This is a genomic window from Geodermatophilaceae bacterium NBWT11, from assembly GCA_014218215.1.
Lineage (GTDB): Bacteria > Actinomycetota > Actinomycetes > Mycobacteriales > Geodermatophilaceae > Klenkia.
In genome coordinates this window covers 2,331,693-2,343,342 of the sequence record CP043652.1, presented here as the reverse complement: position 1 = coordinate 2,343,342, position 11,650 = coordinate 2,331,693, and the positions used below count along the sequence as shown (strand labels likewise).

10 protein-coding genes are annotated in these 11,650 nt (G+C 74.5%); 6 read left to right on the top strand and 4 right to left on the bottom strand.

What is annotated here, in order from left to right:
* Window positions 1-7: 7 nt before the first annotated feature.
* The 6 genes from F1C76_11255 (at window position 8) to F1C76_11230 (ending at window position 6,544) form a co-directional block, all read left to right on the top strand.
* Window positions 8-1,162: an EamA family transporter gene (locus tag F1C76_11255; protein ID QNG37089.1), complete on the top strand. Its 1,155-nt coding sequence runs from the start codon at window positions 8-10 to the stop codon at window positions 1,160-1,162.
* Window positions 1,159-2,418, top strand: a complete 1,260-nt coding sequence (locus F1C76_11250) for an arginine deiminase (protein ID QNG37088.1) — start codon at window positions 1,159-1,161, stop codon at window positions 2,416-2,418. Before F1C76_11255 ends, F1C76_11250 begins: the two co-directional genes overlap by 4 nt.
* Window positions 2,419-2,434: 16 nt before the next feature.
* Window positions 2,435-4,726, top strand: a complete 2,292-nt coding sequence (locus tag F1C76_11245) for a SpoIIE family protein phosphatase (GenBank protein QNG37087.1) — start codon at window positions 2,435-2,437, stop codon at window positions 4,724-4,726.
* Window positions 4,727-4,792: 66 nt separating this feature from the next.
* Complete coding sequence (locus tag F1C76_11240; protein QNG37086.1) at window positions 4,793-5,119, top strand: multidrug efflux SMR transporter; 327 nt, start codon at window positions 4,793-4,795, stop codon at window positions 5,117-5,119.
* A gap of 3 nt (window positions 5,120-5,122) precedes the next feature.
* Window positions 5,123-5,725, top strand: a complete 603-nt coding sequence (locus F1C76_11235; protein QNG37085.1) for a TetR family transcriptional regulator — start codon at window positions 5,123-5,125, stop codon at window positions 5,723-5,725.
* Window positions 5,726-5,803: 78 nt separating this feature from the next.
* Window positions 5,804-6,544 (top strand): DUF4383 domain-containing protein, encoded by a 741-nt coding sequence (locus F1C76_11230; protein QNG37084.1) that lies wholly within the window; start codon window positions 5,804-5,806, stop codon window positions 6,542-6,544.
* A gap of 58 nt (window positions 6,545-6,602) precedes the next feature.
* On the opposite strand, the gene araA is transcribed toward F1C76_11230, so the two are convergent.
* The 4 genes from araA to F1C76_11210 form a co-directional block, all read right to left on the bottom strand.
* A complete protein-coding gene (gene araA, locus F1C76_11225) occupies window positions 6,603-8,099 on the bottom strand; it encodes an L-arabinose isomerase (protein QNG37083.1) in 1,497 nt (498 codons plus the stop codon).
* 5 nt (window positions 8,100-8,104) lie between these two features.
* The gene (locus tag F1C76_11220; protein ID QNG37082.1) at window positions 8,105-8,809 is read right to left on the bottom strand and encodes an L-ribulose-5-phosphate 4-epimerase; all 705 of its coding nucleotides are present in this window, start codon (window positions 8,807-8,809) and stop codon (window positions 8,105-8,107) included.
* Complete coding sequence (araB, locus tag F1C76_11215; GenBank protein QNG37081.1) at window positions 8,806-10,530, bottom strand: ribulokinase; 1,725 nt, start codon at window positions 10,528-10,530, stop codon at window positions 8,806-8,808. The genes F1C76_11220 and araB overlap by 4 nt, the downstream gene beginning before the upstream one ends.
* 107 nt (window positions 10,531-10,637) lie before the next feature.
* Complete coding sequence (locus F1C76_11210) at window positions 10,638-11,630, bottom strand: LacI family DNA-binding transcriptional regulator (GenBank protein QNG39176.1); 993 nt, start codon at window positions 11,628-11,630, stop codon at window positions 10,638-10,640.
* Window positions 11,631-11,650 lie beyond the last annotated feature (20 nt).

Below are 11,650 nucleotides of genomic sequence, written 5' to 3'. Positions count from 1 at the left end.
TCAGCACGTGCCCACCCGCGACCGCCTGCTCGCCTGCCTCGTCGCCGTCACCTGGGGCCTCAACTTCCCGGCCATCCACGTCGCGCTCGAGCAGTTCCCGCCCTTCTTCCTGGTCGCCCTGCGCTTCGCGCTGATCGCCGTCCCGACGGTGCTCTTCGTGCGTCCGCCCGGGGTCCCCTGGCGCTGGGTGCTGGGCTACGGGGTCGGGTTCGGCGTCCTGCAGTTCCTCTTCCTCTACGCGGCGATGGCCGCCGGGATGCCCACCGGGCTGGCCTCCCTGGTGCTGCAGTCCTCGGCGCCCTGCACCGTCGTGCTGGCCGCGCTGCTGCTGCGCGAACGGCTCACCGGACGGCAGGCCCTCGGGGTGGCCGTCGCCGTCGCCGGGTTGGCCGGGATCGCCCTGCACCGGGCCGAGGTGGACGGCGGGGCGCTGCTGCTGCCGGTGCTGCTCACCCTCTGCGGCGGGCTGGGCTGGGCGCTGGGCAACCTCTGCACCCGTCAGGCCCGGGCGCCGCGCCCGTTCGCCCTGACGCTGTGGATGAGCGTGGTGCCCCCGCTGCCGATGCTCGGGGTCTCCCTCGCCGTCGAGGGGCCCGACGCCGTCGGGCGCTCGCTGACCACCCTGGGGACGACGACCGGGCTGCTGGCGCTGGCCGGACTGGCCTTCACCGTGCTGGTGGCCACCCTGCTCGGCTCGGGGGTCTGGGGTGCGTTGATGAGCCGGCACCCGTCGTCGACGGTGGCGCCGTTCTCCATGCTGGTCCCGGTGGTCGGCATCGGGTCGGCCTGGCTGCTGCTGGGTGAGCCGACCACGGGCACCGAGCTCGCCTGGGGCGCCCTCGTGGTCGGCGGGGTGCTGCTGGGGTCGACCGGCAGGTCAGCGGGGGCGGCCCAGCGGAGGGAGCCTGGCCGCGACGGTGCGCGCCAGGAAGCCCCCGACGACGGCGGCCAGCAGGCAGATCACCAGCACGAAGCCACCGCCGACGGCCTCGACCCCGAGGGCCTGCAGGGCGAAGAACGACAGCCCGGCCACCAGGACGGCCAGGCCGAGCCCGAGCAGGACGACGAACCAGGTCGGCTGGGCGGCACGGGGCTCGGTCACCGCGACAGTCTGCCCCGGCTGGACCGGGAGGTGGGCGCAGGGAAGGCTCTGCACCCATGACCGCCGCCCCCGTGACCGCCGACGCGACGAGCGCCCCCCTGCCGCCCCGGGTGACCAGCGAGGTCGGCCGGCTGCGCACCGTGATGCTGCACCGCCCCGGCGCCGAGCTGCGTCGGCTCACCCCGCGCAACAACGACCAGCTGCTCTTCGACGGGGTGCCGTGGGTGGCCCGCGCCCAGGAGGAGCACGACGCCTTCGCCGAGGCGCTGCGTGGGCGCGGGGTCGAGGTGCTGCACCTGGACCGGCTGCTCGCCGACGTCATGGAGGTCCCCGCCGCCCGCGACGAGCTGATCGCCGCAGCGGTCGACGACCCCCGGCTGGGCGCGACGCTGCGGCACGCCACCACCTCCCACCTCTCCGGGCTGGGCGCGGCGGACCTGGCCTCGGTGCTCATCGCCGGGCTGGCGCACGACGAGCTGCGGGGCGGCCGGGGCCTGGCCTACGAGTTGATGACCCGCGGGGACTTCGTCGTCCCCCCGCTGCCGAACCTGCTCTTCACCCGGGACTCCTCGGTGTGGGTCGGCGACCAGGTGGCGGTCACCTCGCTGACCATGCCGGCCCGGTTGCGCGAGTCGACGATCACCCGGGCCGTCTACAGCCACCACCCGCGCTTCGCCGGCACCGAGCAGCTCTACGGCCCCGAGCTGGAGCACCTCGAGGGCGGCGACGTGCTCGCCCTGGCCCCGGGCGTGCTGGCCGTCGGCGTCGGTGAGCGCACCACCGCCGGCGGGGCCGAGCGGGTGGCCCGGCGGGCCTTCGCCCGCGGCCTGGCGCACACCGTCCTCGTCGTCCCGGTGCCGCAGGAGCGGGCCACGATGCACCTGGACACCATCTGCACGATGGTCGACGTCGACGCCGTCGTCATGTACCCCAACCTCGCCGACCACCTGGTCGCCTGGACCGTCACGGCCGGGGAGCAGCCCCCGGACGACGCCGACACCACCGAGCTGCGGGTGACCGGCCCGCAGCCGCTGCTGGTCGCCGCTGCCGCCGCGATGGGCATCGACCGGCTGCGGGTCATCGACACCGGCCTGGACCCGGTCACCGCCGAGCGCGAGCAGTGGGACGACGGCAACAACACCCTCGCCCTGGCCCCCCGGCTGGCCGTGGCCTACGAGCGGAACACCGTCACCAACGCCGCACTGGAGGCCGCCGGGATCGAGGTCGTGCCGATCGCCGGGTCCGAGCTGGGCAGCGGCCGCGGCGGACCGCGGTGCATGAGCTGCCCGGTGGTCCGGGAGGACCTCCCCGGCTGACCCCCGGCCGCCCCGGGTGGGTCATCATCTCCAGCGACACGGGTGGACGAGCAGGAGGTGGGCGGTGGCGCGGGACCTGTACGCGCAGCTGTTCGCCGCACTCCCCACCCCGCACGTGGCCGTCGACCCGGACATGGTGGTCGTCGACGCCAACGACGCGTACCTGGGGATGTTCGGCATGACCCGCGCGGACGTGGTCGGCCGGGACATCGTCTCGCTGTTCCCGCCCGACCCGGGCAGCCTGGACGTCGACGGCACCCCGTTCATCGTGCAGTCCTTCCAGCGCGCCGCGGCGTCCCGGCGGCCGGACCCGATGCCGGTGGCCCGCTACGACATCGCCGACCGGGACACCGGTATCCCGCGCGAGCGCTACTGGTCGCACCTGGCCGTCCCGGTGGTCGCCGACGACGAGGTCGTCCTCGTGGTGCAGGTGCTCACCGAGGTCACCGACTACGTGCTGGGCCAGCAGGCGGCGCTGCCCACGCCCACCGAGGGGACCTGGCGGGCCCGGGCCGAGGAGGTCGAGGCGCGGATGCTCGCCCGGGCCGGTGAGGTGTCCCGGGCCCGCGCGGCCGAGAGCGACGCCCTCGCACTGCGGGCCGCACTGGCCGAGGCGGCGCTGGGGATGGCCCAGGCCCGCGACCTGGCCGAGCTCCGCGGGGTGCTGGTCGACCGTGGCCTGCGGACCGTGGGCGCCACCACCGGGGCGATCGGGGTGCTGCGGGGCCGGGTGGTCTCCCAGGCGATCACCACCGGCGCCGACGACGCGATCGCGGCGTACGCCGAGATCCCGCTGGACAGCGAGCTCATCCCCGCCGCGGTCACCGTCGGCCGCCGTCCGGTCCTGCTCGGCGACCGGGCCGTCGGCGGGGCGAGCGGCGCCGGCATGGCGGAGATGTTCGAGGCCACCGGCCTGCACGCCGTGGTGGGTTACCCCCTGCTCGCCGGCGGGGAGACCCTCGGCGCGCTCACCTTCGGCTGGGACCACCCGCGGTCCTTCTCCCCCGCCGACGAGGACGTGTTCTCCGCGCTGGCCGCCCAGTGCGCCCAGGCCCTGGTGCGCATCCGGGCCCGGGACGCCGAACAGGCCCGGGCCGTGCAGGCGGTGGAGATGTCGGAGGCGCTGCAGCGCAGCCTGCTCACCGAACCGACCCAGCACCCCGGGTGCACCGTGGCCGCCCGCTACCGCCCGGCCGGGCTGCTCGCCCAGATCGGCGGCGACTGGTTCGACAGCTTCACCACCGCGGCCGGCCTGGTCGACGTCGTGGTCGGCGACGTCAGCGGGCACGACCAGGACGCCGCGGCGCTGATGGGCCAGGCCCGCAACCTGCTGCGCGGGATCGCCTACACCGTCGACGAGCCCCCGGCCGCCGTCGTCGGCCAGCTCGACCGTGCCCTGGCCGACCTGGGCACGGGCGTCTACGCGACGCTGGTCCTGGCCTGCCTGGAGGAGCCCGACGAGCGCGAGGTCCGGGTGGTCCGCTGGACCAACGCCGGGCACCCGGCCCCGCTCGTGGTCCGGGCCGACGGGCGGGTCGAGCTGCTGGACACCCGACCCGAGCTGATGCTCGGCGTGGACCCCGCTGCCCGGCGGTCGGACCACCGCGCCGAGCTGGCGCCCGGGGAGACGCTGCTGCTGTACACCGACGGCCTCGTCGAGCGCCGGGGCACCGACCTCGACGACGGGACGGCGTGGCTCGTCGCGACCGTCGGCGCCGCGACCGCAGCCGGGGTGCGCGGGGGCGACCTCTGCGACCACCTCCTCGACCTGGTGGCCCAGGAGGCCGAGGACGACATCGCCCTGCTGGCCCTGCAGCTGGACCCCGCACCCGTGCTGACGCGCGACCGGGACGACCTCTGGCTGCCCGCGGCGACCCCGCCGGTCCCGGCCCCGGCGCAGCAGTGGGCGTTGACCGACCTGCGGGGCCTGGCCGCCGTCCGTCGCGCGGCCCGACAGCTGCTGCTGGACACCGCCCTGCCCACCGGGGCGGCCGGGCCGGAGGACCCCGACGTCGTCGAGGACACCGTGGAGCAGGTCGTGCTGGTGATCGACGAGCTGGCCTCCAACGCGTTGCGGCACGGGCGCCCCCCGGCGCGGCTGGAGGTGTTCGACCGGGCCGACTCGTGGGTGGTGGTGGCCGCCGACGCCGCCGTCGAGCGCCTGCCGGAACCGGCCGTCGACCGCCCCGCCGCCGAGGGCGGCCACGGCCTCTACCTGGTCGCGGACCTCTCGCTCACCCACGGGGTGGACGTCACTCCCGAGGACAAGCAGGTCTGGGCCGAGGTGCCCAAGCCGCCCACCTCCTGACTTTTTGGTACGGTCGTGCCAGAAAGCCGCCGGACCAGCCCGCGGCTCGCACCGAGGGGGCTCCCCGTGGCCTGGGCACTCGTCATCGTCGCCGGACTCTTCGAGACCGCGTTCGCGGTCTCGCTGAAGAACTCCGAGGGGTTCAGCCGGCTCTGGTGGACCGTCTCGTTCATCGTGTGCGCCGCGGTCAGCTTCACCCTGCTGAGCATCGCGCTGCGCACCCTCCCGGTGGGCTCGGCCTACGCGGTGTGGACCGGCATCGGGGCGGCCGGGACGGCGATCGTGGGCATGGCGCTGCTCGGTGACCCGGTGGGCACCCTGCGGATCCTGTCGATCGTGCTCATCGTCTCCGGGGTCATCGGGCTGAACCTGGCCCCCTCCTCGGCGCACTGAGCCGTGGGCGCCACCCCCAAGGGCGAGCTGCGCCGGACCGCGATCGTCCGCGCCGCGGCCGACCTGGTGGCAGCCGGCGGCCCGGACGCGGTCTCGCACCGCACCGCGGCCGCGGCCGCCGGGGTGCCCCTGGCCGCCACCACCTACTACTTCCGCGACCTGGCCGACCTGCTGGCGGCCGCACTGGAGACCCTCGGGACGCGAGAGCTGGACGAGGTCGCCGCCCTGGTCGAGGCCCTCCCCCGCCGCCGCCGGCCCACGGCGGCGACCGCGGGCCTCGTCGCCGACGTGGTGGTCGGGCCCGGTCGCCGCACCGACGCCGACCTGCTGGCGTACTACGAGCGCTTCCTGGCCACCGGGCGCCACCCGGCGGTGCGCCCGGTGCTCGCGGCGACCCGACGGCGGCTCGACGCCCTGGTCCAGGAGGTGCTCGACCGCAGCGGTCGGGGCGGCCCGCCGCCGGCCCGGCTGGTCGCGGTGTTCGACGGCACGGTGCTCTCCGCGCTGGTCGAGGGCCCGGGCCGGGCCCGGGAGGAGGCCGAGGCCGCCGTCGCCGAGCTCCTGGCCGACACCGGGGTGCCACACAGCCTCCCCCCACCGGCGTAAGCGACGGTTACAGGTGCGCGGGGGCGGGTAGCTGGCGCAGGTCGTTCAGACCAGAGCGCACCGAGAGAGGCACCCGTCATGGACTCCACGAACGCCCCCCAGCGCCCCGCGGTCGACCCGCAGCGCCCCGATCAGAGCGGTGCCACCGTGTGGGGCACCGAGGACGACCTCGACACCCCGACCGCGCGCAAGGTCAAGGTGGTGCACCGGATCGGCGCCCTCGTGGTCGCCGCGGTGCTCGCCGTCTTCGGCCTGCTGGGCCTGCTCGGTGGCCTCGAGTACTTCTCCACCGATGGCGACACCGTCGTGGGCCTGTCCAGCAACGGCCTGCTCTCCACGATCTCGCTGCTCACCGCCGCGGTCCTGGTCGCCTCCGCGCTGCGCGGCGGCCGGCAGTCCGGCGTGGTGATGATCGGCTTCGGGGTCGCGTTCCTGCTGTCGGCGTTCTGGCACCTGTTCGTGCTGAACACGTCGCTGAACGTGCTGGCCTTCTCGATGGCCAACGTCATCTTCTCGATCGTCACCGGCATCGTGCTGCTGACCCTGGGCCTGTACGGCCGGGTCAGCGGGAACCTGCCGGCGGACAACCCGTACCACCTGCAGACCGCGGGCAACCGGGAGACCGACGCCGACGAGGAGCCGGAGCTGCCGCCATCGACCCCGGCCGAGCGCCGGGCCGAGCGGGAGATCCGCGAGGCCGAGGTCGCCGTCGCCGAGCGTCGGGCCACCCCCGAGCAGACCCGCCGGGTCGAGGCGATGAGCCGGGTGCGCACCAAGGTCGAGCGGCGTCGCATCTGGATGGAGCACACCGGCCGCTGAGCCGGTGGGAGCACACGGGGCGGGCCGGTGATCCGGCCCGCCCCGTGGCGACTGTGGGCTACACGCCGTTCGCGAGCCGGTGGTACGCGGCGCTCCAGCGGAGCTCCTGGGCCAGGCCACGCCGGGTGGTGGCCTCGTCGATGACCACCAGCTCGGTGCTGAACGCCTCGGCGAGCACGGTGAGCTCGTCGGTGGTGACCTGCGTGGAGAGCACCGTGTGGTGCGGTGCCCCGGCGGTCAGCCAGCCCTCGGTGGAGGTCGCGAAGTCCGGCTTGGGCTCCCACACGGCGTGCGCGACGGGGAGCTTCGGCAGCGCCTCGGTGGGCTGGACGACGTCGATCTCGTTGGCCACCCAGCGGAACCGGTCGCCCAGGTCCGCCCAGCCGACCACCACACCGGGCGCGGACGCCGCGGTGAAGACCAGGCGGGCCGGGTCCTCGCGGCCACCGATGCTCAGCGGGTGCACCTCGAGCTTCGGCTTCTCCCCCGCGATGGAGGGGCAGACCTCGAGCATGTGCGCGCCCAGGATCTTCGGGGTCTCCGCGGACAGGTCGTAGGTGTAGTCCTCCATGAAGGACGTCCCGCCGGGCCGGTCGCCGCCGACGACCTTCAGGATGCGCAGCAGCGCCGAGGTCTTCCAGTCCCCCTCGCCGCCGAAGCCGTACCCGTCGGCCATCAGCCGCTGCACGGCCAGGCCGGGGAGCTGGCGCAGGGCGCCGAGGTCCTCGAAGTTGGACGTGAAGGCCCGGAAGCCACCGTCGACGAGGAAGGCGCGCAGGCCGGCCTCGATCCGCGCGGCCTCCCGCACGCTGTCGTGCCGGTCGCCGCCGGGGCGGAGGTCCTCGGCCACGACGTAGGAGTCCAGGTACTCGGCGACCAGCGCGTCGATCTGCGCGTCGGTCACCTGGGCCACGACGTCGACCAGGTCGTTGACGCCGTAGGTGTTCACCGAGACGCCCACCCGCAGCTCGGCCTCGACCTTGTCGCCCTCGGTCACCGCGACGTTGCGCATGTTGTCGCCGAACCGGGCCAGCTTCAGGGTGCGGGCCTCGGCCACGCCGAGCGCCGCACGGGCCCAGCCGCCGACCCGGGCCTGCACGGCCGGGTTCGAGGCGTGCCCGGAGACCGTGGTGCGCGGGACCTTGAGCCGGGTCAGGGCGAAGCCGAACTCGCGGTCGCCGTGGGCGGCCTGGTTCAGGTTCATGAAGTCCATGTCGATGGTCGCCCACGGCAGGGCGGCGTCGGCCTGGGTGTGCAGGTGCAGCAGCGGCTTGCGCAGCGCGTCCAGCCCGGCGATCCACATCTTGGCCGGGGAGAAGGTGTGCATCCAGGTGACGACGCCGATGCAGGCGGCGTCCTCGTTGGCCGCGCCCATGGCGGCCCGGATGGCCGAGGAGTCCTTGAGGACCGGCTTCCACACGACCTCGACGGGCACCGCGGCGGCCCCGTCGAGGGTGGCGGCGACGCGCTGGGACTGCTCGGCGACCTGCTGGAGCGTCTCGGGGCCGTAGAGGTCCTGGCTGCCGGTGAGGAACCAGATCTGGGGGGTCGTCATCTCGCTCACTTCTGCCCGTAGGCGTTCTGGTAGCGCTGCCACAGCGCCGTGACGTCGGCGTCACTGATCGGGAGGGGCTCGCCCAGCTGCTTGGAGAAGTGCACGGTCCGGGCGACGTCCTCGGTCATGACGGCGGCCTTGACCGCGGCCTTGGCGCTCCCGCCGATGGTGAACACGCCGTGGTTCTGCATGAGGACGGCGGGCGAGCGGTGGCCCTGCAGCGTCGCGACGATGCCCTGGCCGATCGAGTCGTCCCCGATCAGCGCGAACGGCCCGACCGGGATCGGTCCGCCGAACTCGTCGGCCATCGCGGTGAGCACGCAGGGGATGGGCTCGGCCCGCGCGGCCCAGGCGGTGGCGTAGGGGCTGTGCGTGTGCACCTGGCCGGCGACCTCGGCCATGTGCCGGTAGACGTAGGCGTGCGCGTCGGTGTCGCTGGAGGGGCCCTTGACGCCGTCGACGGCGCGGCCGTCGAGGTCGCAGACGGTGATCCCCTCCCAGGTCAGCTCGTCGTAGCCGACGCCACTGCCCTTGATCAGGAACAGGTCCTCCCCCGGCACCCGCTCGCTGACGTTGCCCGAGGTCCAGGTGACCAGGCCGTTGCTCACCAGCAGCTGGTGCAGCCGCGCGAGGTCCTCGCGCTGGGCGCGGAAGGTCCCGGACTCGCCGGACGCGGCGGTCTTGACGGTGTTGCGGGTGTCGGCGCTCATGCGGGCAGCTCCTCGAGGCTGGGGGCCTCGGTGTCGAGGGCGGGGGTGGTGACGCCACGACCGGCGGCGGCAGCGGCCTCGCGACGGATCTTGCGGAGCCGGTGCAGCACGTCGTTGCCGCCCCGGCCGAAGTGGTCGTGCAGCAGCGTGTACTCGGCGAACAGCGCGTCGTAGGCGTCGGCCCGCTCGGGGTCGGGGGTGTACGCCCCGCGGCGGACCTTGCCCATGACCTCGGCGGCGGCCGGCACGTCGGGGTAGGCCCCGGCGGCGACGGCGGCGTGGATGGCCGAGCCCAGTGCCGGGCCCTGCTCGGACACGATCACCGACAGCGGACGGCGGCAGACGTCGGCGTAGGTCTGCATGAGGAAGGCGTTCTTCAGCAGCCCGCCCGCCACGACCAGCTCGGTGACCGGCACCCCGCTGGACTCGAAGGACTCGATGATCGTGCGGGTGCCGAAGGCGGTGGCCTCCAGCAGCGCGCGGTAGGTGTCCTCGGGGCGGGTGGCCAGCGTCTGGCCCACGACGACCCCGGACAGCTCGGCGTCGACGAGCACCGAGCGGTTGCCGCCGTGCCAGTCCAGCGCGATCAGGCCGTGCTCACCGACCCGCTGCACGGCGGCGAGCTCGGTGAGGAGCTCGTGCACCGAGATGCCGCGCTCGGCGGCGGCCTGCACGTAGGCCGGCGGGACGGCGGTGTCGACGAACCACCCGAAGATGTCGCCGACGCCGCTCTGCCCGGCCTCGTAGCCGTAGAGCCCGTCGATGATCCCGCCGTCGACGACGCCACACATGCCCGGCACGTCGGCCAGGGTGTCGCCGTTCATCACGTGGCAGGTGGACGTGCCCATCACCGCGAGCATCTGGCCGGGCTCGGTGGCCCGGGCGGCCGGGGCGGTGACGTGTGCGTCGACGTTGCCCACGGCGACGGCGATGCCCTCGGACAGCCCGGTCCAGCGCGCGGCCTCCCGGGTCAGGCCGCCGGCCCGCTCACCGAGCTGGCCGATCGGCTGGTCGAGCTTGTCGGTCACGAAGTCGGCGAACCCCGGGTTCAGCGCGGCGAGGAAGTCGGCGGAGGGGTACGCGCCGTCCTGCCGGATGCCCTTGTAGCCGGCGGTGCAGGCGTTGCGCACGTACTCCCCGCACAGCTGCCAGACGATCCAGTCGGCGGCCTCGACCCAGCGCTCGGTGGCCGCGTAGACCTCCGGGTCCTCCTCCAGCAGCTGCAGGCCCTTGGCGAACTCCCACTCGCTGGAGATCAGCCCGCCGTAGCGCGGCAGCCACGCCTCGCCACGCTCGGCGGCCAGGGCGTTGATCCGGTCGGCGTGCGGCTGGGCCGCGTGGTGCTTCCAGAGCTTGACGAAGGCGTGCTTGCGCCCGGCGAACTCCGGCACCTCGCACAGCGGGGTCCCGTCGGCCAGCGTGGGCACCATCGTGCAGGCGGTGAAGTCGGTGGCGATGCCGATGACCGAGGCCGGGTCGACGCCGCTGGCCTTGAGCGCCTGCGGCACCGCGGTCTTGAGCACGTCGACGTAGTCGGCGGGCACCTGCAACGCCCAGTCCGGCGGCAGCTGCTCCCCGGTGCCGGGCAGCTCGCGCTCGATGACGGCGTGCGGGTAGGGGTGCGTGGCGCTGGCCAGCTCCGCCCCGTCGGACACCCGGACCACGACGGCCCGGCCGGACAGGGTGCCGTAGTCGACCCCGATGACGTGCTGCTCGGACATGCGTTCCTCCTCCGCGCGGCGCGGTCACGACGTCGGACCCGTCCGCGGTGTTCAGTATGTTAGCGCTAACAACGTGCTCCGGACCACACCCCTGTCGAGGGCGCGGCTCAGCGGCGGGGTGGGGCGGTGCTGGACCGGACGACCAGCTGGGGCTCCACCTGGTCGGGGAGGGTGTCCTCGCCGGCCAGCTGCGCGAGCACCAGCGCCACGCCCCGGCGGCCGAGCTCGGCGAAGTCCTGGCGCACCGTGGTCAGCGGCGGGGTGTAGAACGCCGCCTCCGGCACGTCGTCGAAGCCGACGACGCTCACGTCACCGGGCACCTCCAGGCCGCTGGCACAGAGCGCGACCATCAACCCCAGGGCCATCTGGTCGTTGCCGGCGAAGACCGCGGTGATGACCTCCCCGGCAGCGATCCGGGCGGCCAGGGCCAGCCCGGTCGCGTAGCCCGACGTCGGCCACCAGTCGCCGTGCACGACCTCGGGGACCTCTGCGCCGGCGCCGGTCAGCTCGGCTCGCCAGCCGACCACCCGTCGCTGGGCCTCCAGGGAGTAGGCCGGGCCGGCGACGTGGTGCACGGTCGCGTGACCCAGGCCCAGCAGGTGCGCCACGGCCAGCCGGGCGCCGGCCTCCTGCCCCACCGTGACGGTGGGCCGGACCTCCTCGGCCCCCATCTGCACCGCGACCAGCGGCACCGGCGGGTCGAGGGAACGCAGTGCCTCCACGGCCTGGGAGCTGGAGGTGTGCAGCACGACCGCGTCGACCGACTGGGCCAGGAAGCGGTCCAGCGCACCCTGCAGCTCGTCGAGTCCGGGCTCGTCGAGGATGGCCACCGAGAGCGAGTAGCCCGCGGCCCGGGCCGCCTCCTCGAGGCCGATCAGCGTCTGCGCCGGCCCGTACTGGTTCACGTTGATCGTGATCAGCCCGATGGTCCGGGACGAGCCGGTGACCAGCGCGCGGGCCGCGGTGTTGGGCCGGTAGCCCAGCTCGGCGATCGCGCGCTGCACCCGCTCCCGGGTGGGTGCGGCCACGTTGGGGTGGTCGTTGACCACCCGCGAGACCGTCTGGTGGGAGACCCCGGCCCGGGCGGCGACGTCGGCCATGACCAACGCCTTCACCGCCC

What these genes read in the sequence shown, in the direction of transcription:
- F1C76_11250 (QNG37088.1), top strand. Translation starts at nt 1,159, where the DNA reads ATGACCGCCGCCCCCGTGACCGCCGACGCGACGAGCGCCCCCCTGCCG.
- F1C76_11230 (QNG37084.1), top strand. Translation starts at nt 5,804, where the DNA reads ATGGACTCCACGAACGCCCCCCAGCGCCCCGCGGTCGACCCGCAGCGC.
- araA (QNG37083.1), bottom strand. Translation starts at nt 8,099, where the DNA reads ATGACGACCCCCCAGATCTGGTTCCTCACCGGCAGCCAGGACCTCTAC.
- F1C76_11220 (QNG37082.1), bottom strand. Translation starts at nt 8,809, where the DNA reads ATGAGCGCCGACACCCGCAACACCGTCAAGACCGCCGCGTCCGGCGAG.
- araB (QNG37081.1), bottom strand. Translation starts at nt 10,530, where the DNA reads ATGTCCGAGCAGCACGTCATCGGGGTCGACTACGGCACCCTGTCCGGC.
- F1C76_11210 (QNG39176.1), bottom strand. Translation starts at nt 11,630, where the DNA reads ATGGCCGACGTCGCCGCCCGGGCCGGGGTCTCCCACCAGACGGTCTCG.